Origin of the sequence: Streptomyces nigra, assembly GCF_003074055.1 — a bacterium.
GTDB classification, from domain to species: Bacteria; Actinomycetota; Actinomycetes; order Streptomycetales; family Streptomycetaceae; genus Streptomyces; species Streptomyces nigra.
Genome location: NZ_CP029043.1, coordinates 1,340,049 through 1,354,592, shown reverse-complemented (window position 1 = coordinate 1,354,592; position 14,544 = coordinate 1,340,049). Strand labels below are relative to the sequence as shown.

The 14,544-nt window shown below is 68.6% G+C and carries 15 protein-coding genes; 14 read left to right on the top strand and 1 reads right to left on the bottom strand.

The annotated features are described in order from the left end of the window. The first annotated feature begins 109 nt into the window (after positions 1 to 109). The 6 genes from arc (at position 110) to prcA (ending at position 6,324) form a co-directional block, all read left to right on the top strand. The gene (arc, locus tag DC008_RS06280; protein ID WP_108706080.1) at positions 110 to 1,876 is read left to right on the top strand and encodes a proteasome ATPase; all 1,767 of its coding nucleotides are present in this window, start codon (positions 110 to 112) and stop codon (positions 1,874 to 1,876) included. A 242-nt stretch (positions 1,877 to 2,118) separates the two neighbouring features. Then, positions 2,119 to 3,630 carry a depupylase/deamidase Dop gene (dop, locus tag DC008_RS06275; protein WP_164492269.1) on the top strand — a complete coding sequence of 504 codons (1,512 nt, stop codon included), beginning with the start codon at positions 2,119 to 2,121 and terminating at the stop codon, positions 3,628 to 3,630. Positions 3,631 to 3,829: 199 nt separating this feature from the next. Continuing rightward, positions 3,830 to 4,048, top strand: a complete 219-nt coding sequence (locus tag DC008_RS06270) for a ubiquitin-like protein Pup (protein ID WP_108710585.1) — start codon at positions 3,830 to 3,832, stop codon at positions 4,046 to 4,048. Between the two features lie 50 nt (positions 4,049 to 4,098). Further along, the gene (locus DC008_RS06265; RefSeq protein ID WP_108706078.1) at positions 4,099 to 4,701 is read left to right on the top strand and encodes an endonuclease VII domain-containing protein; all 603 of its coding nucleotides are present in this window, start codon (positions 4,099 to 4,101) and stop codon (positions 4,699 to 4,701) included. Then, a complete protein-coding gene (gene prcB, locus DC008_RS06260) occupies positions 4,653 to 5,498 on the top strand; it encodes a proteasome subunit beta (RefSeq protein ID WP_108706077.1) in 846 nt (281 codons plus the stop codon). Before DC008_RS06265 ends, prcB begins: the two co-directional genes overlap by 49 nt. 61 nt (positions 5,499 to 5,559) lie before the next feature. Continuing rightward, the gene (prcA, locus tag DC008_RS06255; protein WP_108706076.1) at positions 5,560 to 6,324 is read left to right on the top strand and encodes a proteasome subunit alpha; all 765 of its coding nucleotides are present in this window, start codon (positions 5,560 to 5,562) and stop codon (positions 6,322 to 6,324) included. Positions 6,325 to 6,398: 74 nt separating this feature from the next. On the opposite strand, the gene DC008_RS06250 is transcribed toward prcA, so the two are convergent. Next, a complete protein-coding gene (locus DC008_RS06250; protein ID WP_108706075.1) occupies positions 6,399 to 7,415 on the bottom strand; it encodes a LacI family DNA-binding transcriptional regulator in 1,017 nt (338 codons plus the stop codon). 99 nt (positions 7,416 to 7,514) lie between these two features. On the opposite strand from DC008_RS06250, the gene DC008_RS06245 reads away from it, so the two are divergent. From DC008_RS06245 to DC008_RS06210, 8 genes are all read left to right on the top strand, one after another. Beyond that, a complete protein-coding gene (locus DC008_RS06245) occupies positions 7,515 to 8,774 on the top strand; it encodes an MFS transporter (protein ID WP_108706074.1) in 1,260 nt (419 codons plus the stop codon). Between the two features lie 9 nt (positions 8,775 to 8,783). Then, positions 8,784 to 10,145 carry a Pup--protein ligase gene (gene pafA / locus DC008_RS06240; protein WP_055622880.1) on the top strand — a complete coding sequence of 454 codons (1,362 nt, stop codon included), beginning with the start codon at positions 8,784 to 8,786 and terminating at the stop codon, positions 10,143 to 10,145. 129 nt (positions 10,146 to 10,274) lie between these two features. Beyond that, a complete protein-coding gene (locus DC008_RS06235) occupies positions 10,275 to 11,276 on the top strand; it encodes an FKBP-type peptidyl-prolyl cis-trans isomerase (RefSeq protein ID WP_108706073.1) in 1,002 nt (333 codons plus the stop codon). A 63-nt stretch (positions 11,277 to 11,339) separates the two neighbouring features. After that, on the top strand, positions 11,340 to 11,711 hold the full coding sequence (locus tag DC008_RS06230) for an FKBP-type peptidyl-prolyl cis-trans isomerase (protein ID WP_094055282.1): 372 nt from the start codon (positions 11,340 to 11,342) through the stop codon (positions 11,709 to 11,711). 155 nt (positions 11,712 to 11,866) lie between these two features. Continuing rightward, on the top strand, positions 11,867 to 12,820 hold the full coding sequence (locus DC008_RS06225; RefSeq protein ID WP_108706072.1) for a helix-turn-helix transcriptional regulator: 954 nt from the start codon (positions 11,867 to 11,869) through the stop codon (positions 12,818 to 12,820). Between the two features lie 19 nt (positions 12,821 to 12,839). Continuing rightward, positions 12,840 to 13,856: a helix-turn-helix transcriptional regulator gene (locus tag DC008_RS06220; RefSeq protein ID WP_108706071.1), complete on the top strand. Its 1,017-nt coding sequence runs from the start codon at positions 12,840 to 12,842 to the stop codon at positions 13,854 to 13,856. Between the two features lie 67 nt (positions 13,857 to 13,923). Beyond that, the gene (locus DC008_RS06215) at positions 13,924 to 14,217 is read left to right on the top strand and encodes a hypothetical protein (protein ID WP_108706070.1); all 294 of its coding nucleotides are present in this window, start codon (positions 13,924 to 13,926) and stop codon (positions 14,215 to 14,217) included. Positions 14,218 to 14,237: 20 nt separating this feature from the next. Beyond that, complete coding sequence (locus DC008_RS06210; RefSeq protein ID WP_108706069.1) at positions 14,238 to 14,435, top strand: hypothetical protein; 198 nt, start codon at positions 14,238 to 14,240, stop codon at positions 14,433 to 14,435. The last annotated feature ends 109 nt before the right edge of the window (positions 14,436 to 14,544 follow it).

Sequence of the window (14,544 nt, the reverse complement as noted above, 5' to 3'; positions counted from 1 at the left end):
GGTGAAGATCGGACACACCCCGACCGTCTTTGTGATCTAGGGGTTTCAATCGACACCCACCCAGGTAGGGTCTGGAAGCGTCCAGCTCCCTTTGGAGGAGGTGAGGACCGTGGCAGCCCACGACGACGACATGAACCGCGGCATCCGCCCGGGACGAGGGTCCGACGACCCGGCCGGGCAGATCGCCTATCTTGAGCAGGAGATCGCCGTCCTGCGACGCAAGCTCGCCGACTCTCCGCGGCACACGAGGATTCTCGAAGAGCGGATCGTCGAGCTCCAGACCAACCTGGCCGGCGTGTCCGCCCAGAACGAGCGACTCGCGAACACGCTCCGTGAGGCCCGCGACCAGATCGTGGCTCTCAAGGAGGAAGTCGACCGGCTCGCCCAGCCACCGGCCGGCTTCGGAGTCTTCCTGCAGGCCAACGAGGACGGCACCGCCGACATCTTCACCGGAGGCCGCAAACTCCGCGTGAACGTCAGCCCGAGCGTCGAACTCGACGACCTCCGGCGCGGCCAGGAAGTCATGCTCAACGAAGCCCTCAACGTGGTCGAGGCCATGGAGTTCGAGAGCGTCGGCGACATCGTCACCCTCAAGGAGATCCTCGAGGACGGCGAACGCGCACTCGTCCTCGGGCACACCGACGAAGAGCGGGTCGTACGCCTCGCCGAACCCCTGCGCGGCGTCAACATCCGCCCCGGCGACGCCCTCCTGCTCGAACCCCGATCCGGCTACGTCTACGAGATCGTCCCCAAGAGCGAGGTCGAGGAGCTCGTCCTCGAAGAAGTCCCCGACATCGGCTACGAACAGATCGGCGGCCTCGGCGGCCAGATCGAGGCCATCCGCGACGCCGTGGAACTGCCCTACCTCTACCCGGACCTGTTCAAGGAGCACGAACTGCGCCCGCCCAAGGGCGTCCTGCTCTACGGACCCCCCGGATGCGGAAAGACACTCATCGCCAAGGCCGTCGCCAACTCGCTGGCCAAGAAGGTCGCCGAAGTCACCGGCCAGGCCGCCGGCAAGAGCTTCTTCCTCAACATCAAGGGACCCGAGCTCCTCAACAAGTACGTCGGCGAGACCGAACGGCAGATCCGCCTCGTCTTCCAGCGAGCCCGCGAGAAAGCCTCCGAGGGCACACCCGTCATCGTCTTCTTCGACGAGATGGAATCCCTCTTCCGCACCCGCGGCTCCGGCGTCAGCTCGGACGTGGAGAACACCATCGTGCCGCAGCTCCTCGCCGAGATCGACGGCGTCGAAGGCCTGCAGAACGTGGTCGTCATCGGCGCCTCCAACCGCGAGGACATGATCGACCCCGCCATCCTGCGCCCCGGCCGGCTCGACGTGAAGATCAAGATCGAGCGTCCCGACGCCGAGGCCGCCAAGGACATCTTCGGCAAGTACCTCACCGAACGCCTCCCGCTCCACTCCGAAGACCTCGGAGAGCACGGCGGCGACAAGTCCATGACGGTCCAGAGCATGATCCAGACCGCCGTCGAACAGATGTACGCCGAATCCGAGGAGAACCGCTTCCTGGAAGTCACCTACGCCAACGGCGACAAGGAAGTCCTCTACTTCAAGGACTTCAACTCCGGCGCCATGATCGAGAACATCGTGGGCCGCGCCAAGAAGATGGCGATCAAGGACTTCCTCGAACACAAGCAGAAGGGCCTCCGCGTCTCCCACCTCCTCCAGGCCTGCGTGGACGAGTTCAAGGAGAACGAGGACCTGCCCAACACCACCAACCCGGACGACTGGGCCCGGATCTCCGGAAAGAAGGGCGAGCGGATCGTCTACATCCGCACCCTCATCACCGGAAAGCAGGGCGCCGACACCGGACGCTCCATCGACACGGTGGCGAACACCGGTCAGTACCTGTAAAAGACAGGGCGGCTGCGGGCTCCCCACCGGGAACCCGCAGCCGACTGTTTTTCCGGCCACGCCGGACCGAAGGCGACCAACGCAATGACGCAAATGATCTCCCCACCAGCGCAAAGGCGTTCTAGGCTCTTCCATACCGCGCAGTCGCGCAGTGCGGGGACGGGCACCGCACACGCCACCGAGCGCCAGCGGTATCTGCGCGGCGCCCACGACCGAGGGCGCCGCCGGGCAAGGAGGGCCGCATGACCGTACGGCGAGTAATGGGCATCGAGACCGAGTACGGAATCTCCGTCCCCGGCCACCCCAACGCCAATGCCATGCTCACCTCATCCCAGATCGTCAACGCCTACGCGGCGGCGATGCACCGGGCCCGCCGGGCCCGCTGGGACTTCGAGGAGGAGAACCCGCTGCGCGACGCGCGAGGCTTCGACCTCGCCCGCGAGGCCGCCGACTCCAGCCAGCTCACCGACGAGGACATCGGCCTCGCCAACGTCATCCTCACCAACGGCGCACGGCTCTACGTCGACCACGCACACCCCGAATACAGCGCCCCCGAGGTCACCAACCCCCGCGACGCCGTCCTCTGGGACAAAGCCGGCGAACGGATCATGGCCGAAGCCGCCGAACGAGCCGCCCAGCTCCCCGGCGCCCAGCCCATCCACCTCTACAAGAACAACACCGACAACAAGGGCGCCTCCTACGGCACGCACGAGAACTACCTGATGAAGCGGGAAACCCCCTTCTCGGACATCGTGCGCCACCTCACGCCCTTCTTCGTCTCCCGCCAGGTCGTCACCGGCGCCGGACGCGTCGGCATCGGCCAGGACGGCCACGAACACGGCTTCCAGATCAGCCAGCGCGCCGACTACTTCGAAGTCGAGGTCGGCCTCGAGACGACACTCAAACGGCCCATCATCAACACCCGCGACGAGCCCCACGCCGACGCCGAGAAATACCGCCGCCTCCACGTGATCATCGGCGACGCCAACCTCTCCGAGATCTCCACCTATCTCAAGCTCGGCACGACCGCCCTGGTCCTGTCCATGATCGAGGACGGCTTCATCGCCGTCGACCTCGCCGTCGACCAGCCCGTCCGCACCCTCCACCAGGTCTCCCACGACCCCACGCTCAAGCGCCTCATCACGCTGCGCAGCGGCCGCACACTCACCGCGGTACAGCTCCAGATGGAGTACTACGAACTCTCCCGCAAGTACATCGAGGAACGCTACGGCGCCGACGCCGACGAACAGACCAAGGACGTCCTCAGCCGCTGGGAGGACACCCTCAACCGGCTCGAGAACGACCCCATGAGCCTGTCCGGCGAACTCGACTGGATCGCCAAACGCGAACTCATGGAGGGCTACCGGCGCCGCGACGGCCTCGACTGGGACGCCGCCAAGCTCCACCTCCTCGACCTGCAGTACGCCGACGTACGGCCCGACAAGGGCCTCTACAACCGCCTCGCCGAGCGAGGCCGCATCAAGCGCCTCCTGGACGAGGACACCGTCCAGCGGGCCAAGACCACGCCCCCCGAGGACACCCGCGCCTACTTCCGCGGCCGCTGCCTCGAGCAGTACGCCGACGACGTCGCCGCGGCCTCCTGGGACTCGGTCATCTTCGACCTCCCCGGACGCGACTCCCTCCAGCGCGTCCCAACCCTCGAACCACTTCGCGGAACGCGAAATCACGTCAAGGAGCTCCTGGACCGCTGCCGCACCGCGGAAGACCTGGTCAGGGTCCTGTCGGGCAATTGAGGGGTACCCGAGCCGGTCCGGCCGAGGACCGGCCCGGCAGGGTGGAAAACCCGGCGGCCGGGAATCATCGAGATGGCCCCCGTACGTTGGAGAAACTGCGGGGCCGATGTCGGACCCGGCTTGTAGGGTCTGATCATCACCGATCGGCAGGAAAGCCGACCTGTCGACCATGTCGGGCGAACTGAGCGGGGTGAGGGATATGGCAACCAAGGACACCGGCGGCGGGCAGCAGAAGGCCACGCGCTCCACCGAGGAGGTCGAGGAGCAGGGCGCCGAGGCACAGGCCTCGGAAGACCTCAAAGAGCGCCAGGAAAAGCTGAGCGACGACGTCGACTCGGTACTGGACGAAATCGACGACGTACTCGAGGAAAATGCCGAGGATTTCGTGCGCTCCTTCGTGCAAAAAGGTGGGGAGTAAAGGGTCCTAGGTCGATTTTCCTTCGAAGTGAAGGAAAGCGGGGGAGTCGGGTGACCGGGCCGGACGTCAAGAGATGCAGGGGCTGCGAGCGAGATCTGCCCCTCGCGTCCTTCGCGCGGGACAGGAACCGGCGGGACGGCCTCCAGGTGCGCTGCCGGGAGTGCGTGGCGCAGTACAGTGCCGCGCACTACCGGCGCCGCCGGGCGGCCATCGGCAAGCCCGTCCGGGACAAGGTGGCCGTTCCTGCCGGACACAAGTTGTGCAGGCAGTGCGGCGAGGTCAAGCCGCACAGTGAGTGGCACCGCAACGCCACGGCCTCCGACGGCCTGGCGACACGATGCAAGGCATGCAGAGCCGTCCAGGGCCGGCAGGGTCACCTGAAGCGCGCGTATGGCATCACGGAGGCCGATCGCCAGGGGTTGGTCGCCTCGCAAGGGGGCGTCTGCTGCATATGTTTGGCGGCTTTGCCCGAGCATGTGGATCACTGCCATGAGACGGGTAGGGTCCGTGGCGTACTGTGCTTCAGCTGCAATGCCGCGCTGGGGCAGTTCAAGGATCGGCCCGACGTCATAAGGCGGGCTGCTGCTTACGTGGAAGGAATCGCGTGGAAGCCAACACTCGTAGCACCGGGCGTCTACCAGCTGCCTTCCTGACGCCTGGGTCGTCCTCGTTCATGGACTTTCTCGCCGAGCACCAGCCGGAGATGCTGCCCGGCAAGCGTCAACTGCCGCCCACGCAGGGCGTGATCGAGGCGCCGCACGGCACCACGATCGTCGCCGTGACCTTCCCGGGCGGTGTGGTCCTCGCCGGTGACCGGCGGGCCACGATGGGCAATGTCATCGCGCAGCGGGACATCGAGAAGGTGTTCCCGGCCGACGAGTACTCGGCGGTGGGGATCGCCGGCACGGCGGGTCTGGCCGTGGAGATGGTGAAGCTGTTCCAGCTGGAGCTGGAGCACTTCGAGAAGGTCGAGGGCGCGCAGCTGTCGCTGGAGGGCAAGGCGAACCGGCTGTCGACGATGATCCGTTCGAACCTGGGCATGGCGATGCAGGGTCTGGCCGTGGTGCCGCTGTTCGCGGGGTACGACGTGGACCGTGAGCGGGGGCGGATCTTCTCCTACGACGTCACGGGCGGGCGTTCGGAGGAGCACGGTTACGCGGCGACGGGTTCGGGTTCGATCTTCGCGCGGGGCGCGATGAAGAAGCTGTTCCGTGAGGATCTGAGTGAGGCCGAGGCCACGACGCTGGTGGTGCAGGCCTTGTACGACGCGGCGGACGACGACTCGGCGACGGGTGGTCCGGATGTCGCGCGCCGGATCTATCCGATCGTCACGGTGATCACCGAGGATGGTTTCCGTCGGCTCGGCGACGTGGAGTCCTCCGAGATCGCGCGTTCCATTCTGGAGCGGCGTCTGGAGCAGCCCGACGGTCCGCGGGCTTCGCTGCTGTAGCGGTGTGGTCCGGTTGTTTCCAGGTGATCGTGTGACTTCGACAGAAAGGGACGGATAACCGGTGTCGACGCCGTTCTATGTGTCACCCCAGCAGGCGATGGCGGACCGGGCGGAGTATGCCCGGAAGGGCATCGCGCGTGGTCGCAGCCTGGTCGTGCTGCAGTATGCCGATGGCATTGTGTTCGTCGGTGAGAACCCGTCCCGTGCGCTGCACAAGTTCAGTGAGATCTATGACCGGATCGGTTTCGCGGCCGCCGGCAAGTACAACGAGTACGAGAATCTGCGGATCGGTGGGGTGCGGTATGCCGATCTGCGGGGTTACACCTATGACCGTGACGATGTGACGGCGCGGGGTCTGGCGAACGTGTACGCGCAGACGCTGGGCACGATCTTCTCGTCGGCGGCGGAGAAGCCGTACGAGGTGGAGCTGGTCGTCGCGGAGGTCGGTGAGACTCCGGAGGGTGATCAGATCTATCGGTTGCCGCATGACGGTTCGATCGTGGACGAGCACGGTTCGGTCGCGGTCGGTGGTAATGCGGAGTTGATCAGCAGCTATCTGGATCAGCGGCATCAGGACGGGATGAGTCTGGCGGAGGCGTTGCAGCTGGCCGTGCAGGCGTTGTCGCGGGAGTCGAACGGTTCGCAGCGGGAGATTCCGGCGGAGCGGCTGGAGGTGGCGGTGCTGGACCGTACGCGTCCGCAGTCGCGGAAGTTCAAGCGGATCGTCGGTCGTCAGCTGGACCGTCTGCTGGAGGCGGGTGGCGCGGCGACGGAGGCGGAGAGTTCGGACGAGTCGGAGGGCCCGTCCGGCGGTTCGGAGAAGTAGTCAGCCCTGTACGCACCCTGCTTGTGCCCCGGTCGCTCGTGCGGCCGGGGCTTCGGCGTTCCCGGGGTGGGCGGTCAGGAGGCTCTGGGGGGTGCCGTGGAGCCGCGGACGACGAGCTGGACGGGGATGTCTCCTTCTTCCGGTGTGCGGCCTTCCAGGACGGCGAGGAGGGCTTGCATGCCGCGTTCGCCGAAGAGTTCGGCGTCGAGGCGGACGGTGGTGAGTTCGGGGTCGATGGCGGTGGCGAGGGCGAGGTCGTCGAGGCCGGTGACGGAGATGTCGTCGGGGACGCGGAGGCCGAGGCGGCGGATGGCCTTGTAGGCGCCGGCGGCGAGTTTGTCGTCGTCGCAGATGATCGCGGTGGGGTGGGGGTGGGGGGTGGCGAGGGCGTCGGCGGTGGCGGTGCGGGCCTCGTCGATGGCGATGGGGGCGCGTGCGGTGCGCAGGGTGGTGCCGGGTGCGGCGGCGAGTCGGGTGGTGAGTTCGCGGGCGCGGACGTCGAAGGTCCAGGAGGGGATGTCGGCGGCGAGGTGCAGGAAGTGGCGGTGGCCGAGGCCGAGGAGGTGGTCGGTGATCTGGCGGACGCCGTCGGCGATGTCGAGGTTGACGGTGGCGGCGCCGAGGCTGCCGGTGGGGTCGCTGTCGAGCATGACGAGGGGGAGTTGGTCGCCTCGGATGCCGGTGAGGGCGTCGGCGGCCATGGAGGAGGCGATGACGCCGTCGAGGGCGGCCTGGGCGGAGGCGAAGGGGTCGCGGGCGGGGCCGATGCCTTCGGGGGAGGGGTAGAGGACGACGCCGAAGCCGTGTCGTGCGGCGATGCGGGCGGCTCCGGTGTAGACGCCGGCGAAGAATTCGGTGGTGAGGGCGGGGACGACGAGGAGTACGGTGCGGGTGTGGCCGAGGCGGAGGTTGCGGGCGGCGAGGTTGGGCCGGTAGCCGAGGCGGCGGGCGGCTTCGCGGACGCGTTCGGCGGTGGTGGCGGAGACGCGGCCGCGCCATTTGTCGCCGAGGACGAGTGAGACGGCGGCCTGGGAGACCCCTGCGGCCTGGGCGACGTCCCGGCTGGTGGGGCGGGTGCTGCCTGTTGCCACGGTGGCCTGCTCTTTCGTCTGGACGGGGATCAGCGCACATGGTACGTATGACGGAGGACGTTATACGTAAAACTTCTCTGGCGGAGGGCGGCGCGGCCGATGAGCGGGGCATATCTGGAGGTCCTGCGGGCGAGGCATGCCGCCCGGCTGTTGGTGGGCACGCTGGTGGGGCGGTTGCCGAACGCGGTGGCGGCGCTGGCGATCGTGCTGTTCGTGCGCGCGGAGGGCGGCTCGTACAGCCTGGCCGGTGGTCTGGCGGCGGTGTACGGGGTCGCCAACGCGGTGGGGCAGCCGGTGCTGGGGCGTCTGGTGGATCTGTTCGGGCAGCCGCGGGTGCAGCTGCCGGCGGCGGTCGCCTCGGCGGTGGCGACGGCGGTGTTCGCGTTCGTCGGTATCGACGCGCTGGGCCTGGCGTATGCCGCGGTGGTGGCGGCCGGCCTGTTCACGCCGCCGCTGGAGGGCGGTCTGCGGGCGTTGTGGGCGTCGGTGCTGCCCCGGGAGGGGCAGGTGCACACGGCGTACGCGATGGACGCGGTGGCGCAGGAGGTGATGTTCACGCTGGGCCCGCTGCTGCTGACGCTGGGCGCGTCGTTGTGGTCGGCGCAGGTGGCGTTGGTGCTGCTGAATGTGATCGGGGTGCTGGGGGCGTTGTCGGTGGTGGTGTCGCCGCCGTCGCGGGCGTGGCGTTCGGAGCCGCGGGAGGCGCACTGGCTGGGGGCGTTGCGGTCCTCGGGGCTGCTGGCGCTGCTGGGCGCGTTCCTGTTCGTGGGGATGGCGATGGGGTCGATCGCGGTGGCGGCGGTGTCGTACGCGGACGATCACGGTGGGGATGTGGTGTACGGCTGGCTGATGGCCGGTCTGGGGCTGGGTGCTCTGCTGGGTGGTGTGGTGTACGGGGCGCGGCAGTGGGGTGGTGAGCCGGCGCGGCGGCTGCGGACGCTGGTGGCGTTCCTGGCGGTGTGTTATCTGCCGTTGATGCTGATGCCGGGCGTGGTGGCGATGACGGGGCTGGCGGTGCTGGCGGGGGTGTTCCTCGCGCCGTCGATCGCGTGTGCGTTCGTGCTGGTGGACCGGCATGCGCCGCGGGGCACGGTGACGGAGGCGTTCTCGTGGCTGGTGACGACGTTCACGGTGGGTGCGTCGGTGGGGACGGGTGTGGCCGGGCCGGTGGTGGAGGCGGGCGGGGCGCTGTGGGGGTTCGCTGTGCCGGGTGCTGCGGGGGCGGTGTCGTTGCTGGTTCTGGTGGCGACGGGGCGGGTCCTCGCAGCTCCCGGACGGGGTGCGGTCGTTGCGGCTTCATCGGAAAATGATCCGAACCGTGCTGTCGAACCCCGTTTCAGCTCAGGGGATCGGGCGTAATGTTCAGTCATGGACCGCCGCATTTTCGGGCTGGAGAACGAGTACGGCGTCACGTGTACGTTCAGGGGACAGCGCCGCCTGTCTCCCGACGAGGTGGCGCGGTACCTCTTCCGCCGTGTCGTGTCATGGGGCCGTAGCAGCAATGTCTTTCTGCGAAACGGCGCCCGCCTCTATCTCGACGTGGGCTCACATCCGGAATACGCGACACCCGAATGTGACAACGTGACCGAGCTGGTCACCCACGACAAGGCCGGCGAGCGCATTCTGGAAGGACTCCTGGTAGACGCGGAACGACGCCTGCACGAGGAGGGAATCGCAGGCGACGTCTACCTCTTCAAGAACAACACGGACTCGGCCGGAAACTCCTACGGCTGCCATGAGAACTATCTGGTGGCACGCCATGGCGAGTTCTCCCGGCTCGCGGACATCCTCATCCCGTTCCTGGTGACCCGGCAGCTGTTGTGCGGTGCCGGGAAGGTGCTGCAGACGCCGCGCGGTGCGGTGTACTGCGTGAGCCAGCGGGCGGAGCACATCTGGGAGGGCGTCTCGTCGGCGACGACGCGTTCCCGGCCGATCATCAACACGCGGGACGAGCCGCACGCGGACGCGGAGCGCTACCGGCGTCTGCATGTCATCGTGGGCGACTCGAACATGTCCGAGACGACGATGCTGCTGAAGGTCGGCGCGACGGATCTGGTGCTGCGCATGATCGAGGCGGGGACGGTGATGCGGGATCTGACCCTGGAGAACCCGATCCGGGCGATCCGCGAGGTCAGCCATGACATCACGGGCCGGCGCAAGGTGCGTCTGGCCAGTGGCCGGGAGGCCTCGGCGCTGGAGGTGCAGCGCGAGTACTACGAGAAGGCCGTGGACTTCTGTGAGCGCCGCGGTATCCGTACGGGCACGGTCGAGCAGGTCCTGGAGCTGTGGGGCCGGACGCTGGACGCGATCGAGACGGAGGATCTCGACCGTATCGGCACGGAGATCGACTGGGTCATGAAGTACAAGCTCATCGAGCGGTACCGGGCCAAGCACAACATGACCATGTCGCATCCGCGGGTCGCGCAGATAGACCTCGCGTATCACGACATCCACCGGCGCCGCGGGCTGTACTACCTGCTGGAGAAGAAGGGGCAAGCCACCCGGATCTGCAACGACTTGAAGATCTTCGAGGGCAAGTCGGTGCCCCCGCAGACCACTCGGGCCCGGCTGCGCGGCGACTTCATCCGCCGGGCGCAGGAGCAGCGCCGGGACTTCACGGTCGACTGGGTGCATCTGAAGCTGAACGACCAGGCGCAGCGCACGGTGTTGTGCAAGGACCCGTTCCGTTCGGTGGACGACCGGGTGGAGAAGCTGATCGCCGGGATGTGAGATGCGGGTCCGGCGTAAGTGCCGGAACGCAACACGGGCGCCGTACGTTCTCCCGTACGGCGCCCTTCTCACGCCGTAGAGTTGCGCGCACGCCTGTCCGCAAGATCGACTGATTACGAGGCCCCCACCGTGCGCCGACGCTCACTTCTCATCGCCCTACCTGCAGGAATGGTCACGCTCGCCGCTTGCGGTGACGACAAGGACTCGGGGGGCGAGGCGAGCGAGAGCGTGTCGCCGTCGGCGCCGCAGCAGTCGGCCGCGCCGTCGCCGAAGATCGTGGACGGTCCGCTGCCGGCGATCACGGCGGGTACGAAGTTCGGTGAGAAGCCGACGGTCGCCAAGGGCGAGGGGGAGCCGTCGAAGGACCTGGCGGTGCGTACGGCCATCGCGGGCAGCGGCAAGACGGTCGCGGAGAACGACTACCTGCAGGCGAACTACCTGGGGCAGATCTGGGCGACGGGCAAGGTCTTCGACAACTCCTACGACCGTAAGACGCCGCTGCTGATCCAGCTGTCGCAGGGCCGCATCATCGACGGCTGGCGGTACGGGCTGACCGGCAAGAAGGTCGGCAGCCGTGTCGAGATGGCCGTCCCGCCGACCTGGGGCTACGGCAAGGAGGGCAACGAGCAGGCGGGCATCAAGGGCACCGACACCCTGGTGTTCGTCGTCGACATCGAGGACTCGTTCAACGCGTCGAGTTCGGCGAAGGGCACGAAGGTCGCCCAGGACGACGCGGATCTGCCGAAGGTCGGCACGAACACCGACGGCAAGGCGCCCTCCATCGAGGTCCCGAAGACGGACCCGCCGAAGAAGCTGGTGGCGAACTACATCCTGGAGGGCGACGGCGACGAGGTCGCCGCGGAGAACACCGTCCTGGTGCAGTACAAGGGCGTGCAGTGGGACACCGGCAAGGAGTTCGACTCGTCGTACGCGGCCAAGCAGCTGGTGTCGTTCCCGCTGGCGCAGGTCGTCAAGGGATGGTCGCAGGGGCTGACCGGCAAGAAGGTCGGCAGCCGTGTGCTGATCGTCATCCCGCCGGAGCTGGGGTACGGCGACCAGCCGCCGCAGGGCAGCGGCATCGCGAAGAACGCCACGCTCGTGTTCAGCGTGGACATCCTCGCCAAGATGTGACCGCACCCCGGGTGATGAAAGACTGACCGCGTTGTCTTTTCACGAAAGCATGGAGCGTAAGACGTGAGCATCGACAAGCCCGAGATCGACTTCCCGGGCGGCGAGCCCCCGGCGGACCTCGAGATCAAGGACATCTGGGAGGGCGACGGCCCGGTCGCGGAGGCGGGTCAGACCGTCACCGTGCACTACGTGGGTGTGGCCTTCAGCACGGGTGAGGAGTTCGACGCCAGCTGGAACCGCGGTACGCCGTTCCGCTTCCCGCTGGGTGGCGGCCGCGTCATCAAGGGCTGGGACCAGGGCGTGCAGGGCATGAAGGTCGGTGGCCGCCGTCAGCTGACGATCCCGGCACACCTGGCCTACGGCAACCAGAGCCCCACCCCGGCGATCAAGCCCGGCGAGACGCTGATCTTCGTCGTCGACCTGCTCGGCGTCTGAGCGTCGCGTCCGGTCGCCACCTGTGATCGATGCGCGACCGGAGCCGACCACCTGGGTCCATGCCTGTCCGGGCATGGGCCCTCGGCTTTTGCCGCGCCCCCGCGGGGCGGTACGGTCATCGGTCGTAAGCACCATAGGGAAGGCGAAGGGCGTCGATGGCCATTGCCAAGGCCGAGCGGCTCATGAATCTGGCGCTGTGTCTGCTCGGGACGCGGCGGCCGTTGAGCAAGCGCGAGCTGCGTGAGTCCATCGAGGCCTATCTGGAAGCGGGCTCCGACGACTCCTTCAACCGTATGTTCGAGCGCGACAAGGACGATCTGCGCGAGCTCGGCCTGGTCATCGAGACGGTGGAGAACCTGGACGGCGAGGTCGGCTATCTCGCCGCCCGCGACAGCAACAGGCTGCCGCCGATCACCCTGGACGCCGAGGAGGCCGCCGCGCTCGGGCTGGCCGCGAAGGTGTGGCAGCAGGCCCGGCTCGCGGGCGCGGCCAGCGGCGCCCTGCAGAAGCTGCGCGCGGCCGGGCTGCCGGAGGACGTCGACCCGTACGGGGCGCACAGCGCGCTGGAGCCCCGTATCCCGGTGCACGAGGCGGCGTTCGAGCCGCTGATGCTGGCCTGCCGGGACCGCCGGCCGGTCATGTTCGACTACCGCAAGGCCAACGCCGCGCGCCCCGAGCCGCGGCATGTGGAGCCGTGGGCGCTGGAGTGCTGGCGAGGCCACTGGTATCTGGCGGGCTGGGACCGCGACCGGGGTGCCGAGCGGGTGTTCCGGCTGTCCCGGATCACCGGCAAGGTGCGCAGCCGGGCCGGCCGGTTCACCGCCGAGGTGCCGGACGTCGTGACCGTCCGGGAGACCGTGGCGAGCTGGGCGGGGGAGATCGCCGACCGGTCCGCCCTGATCCGGCTGCGCACGGAGGCCGGTTACCCCCTTCGGGCGAAGGCCACCCGGGTCCGGGAACTCGGGGACGGCTGGGACGAGTTGGAGATTCCGTACGGCCACGGGCTGGACGCGTGGCTGGTGGAGTTCGGGCCCGACGTGGTGGTCCTGGAGCCCGCCGAGCTGCGGGCCGACGTGGTGGACCGGCTGCGTGCCGTGGCCAAGGGCTGAGGGGGAGCGGAGCAAGACAGTGGCAGGCAAACCGGTCAGGCCCACGAGCGCCATCGACCAGACCCGGCGGATGCTCTCCCTGGTGACCTATCTGCGGGAGCGACCCGGCGCGCGCGTCGAGGACGTCGCCCGTGCCTTCGGCATCTCCGAGGACGAGCTGGTCTCCGACCTCGATGTGCTGCCGATGTGCGGCACGAGTTTCCGCGGCGGTGATCTGCTCGACATCGACACCGACGGCGAGCGGATCTGGTGGCACAACCCGGACGATGTCGCCGAGCCGCTGCGGCTGGCCGCCGACGAGGCGACCGCGCTGCTGGTGGCGGCGCGGGCGGTGGCCACGCTTCCGGGGCTGCGGGAGAGCGACCGGCAGGCGCTGCTGCGGGCCACCGCGAAGGTGGAGACGGCGGCCGGTGAGGCGGCCGTGTCCAGCGCCCGGCTGTCGGTGACCTTCGAGTCCGAGGGCGGTGTCTTCGCCGACGTCGACCGGGCGATCTCCGAGCGGCGCCGGCTGTGGATCCGCTACTACTCGCCGGCCCGGGACGAGGTGACAGAGCGGGAGATCGACCCGATCCGGCTGGTCAGCGTCGGCCACACCTATGTGGAGGCGTGGTGCCGGCGCTCCGAGGCGCGGCGCACGTTCCGGCTGGACCGGGTCGCCGAGATCAAGATCCTGGACGAGCCGTCCGCGCCGCCCGAGGTGGAGCTGAGGGACCTGTCCGAGGGGCTGGTGCAGCCGGCGGCGGAGGACCCGGAGGTCGTGGTCGAGGTCGGGCCCGGCGGACGCTGGGTCGCCGAGTACTACCCGCACGACAGCGCCGACGAGCTTCCCGACGGCGGGCTGCGAATCACCTTGCGCACCCCCGACCCGGCGTCGCTGCGGCGGCTGGCGCTGCGGCTCGGCGGGGACGGCCGGATCGTGTCGCCGCCCGAGCTGGCCGACAGTGCCCGGCAGGCGGCCCGCGAGGCGCTGGCGGCGTACGACGGGATGGAGATACGGGACGCCGGGGTGGCGCACGCGGCGCACGACGGGCAGTGAGGACGAGGCGGTACGGCGGCGGCCGGGCCGGCGGTTCGGCAGCAGGGCGACAGGCGGGAGCGGGACTGTGAGCGAGTCGGCGACGTCCGGAGTGCGGGCGGTGACGGTGGCATCCGCCTTCGCCGGGATGAGAAACGTGACGCCGGTGATGTTCCGGGCGGGCTGCCCGGACTGCCGGGGCCGGTTCGAACTCGCCGCGCCGGCCCTCAGACTCGTCATCGGCGCGAGCAGCCGGACGACGTTCTACTCGTTCACCTGCCCCGCCTGCGGGGCAGGGGTCCGCAAGCCGGCGGGGGAGCGCATCGTCGAGTTGCTGACCGGCGGCGGCGTCAGCACCCTCCGGCTGCACTCCACCGTCTAGGAACGGTCTAGGCTCGGCTCATGTTCTGGCCGATGTTCGCGGTAGCTGTGGGTTTCGTGGGTCTCGCCGTCCTCGGTGTCCTGGCCGTACGGGTGTTCGTCGAGGCGCAGCGCCTCGGCCGGCAGGTGACGGAGTCGGCACGGCGTATCAACAGGGCGGCGGAGGACCTGGAGCGGGCCTCGGTCGGTGCGGCCCGGGCCGCCGCGGACTCCCTGTAGGGCGACCAAGGAATCGGTGTGAGTCCCCGGACGGGGGCGTTTTGCACCGCTTCGCCCTGTCGACGCGCGGTGGGTGGCGGGTACGCTGCTCAATTGCGGCCCGGGAGCG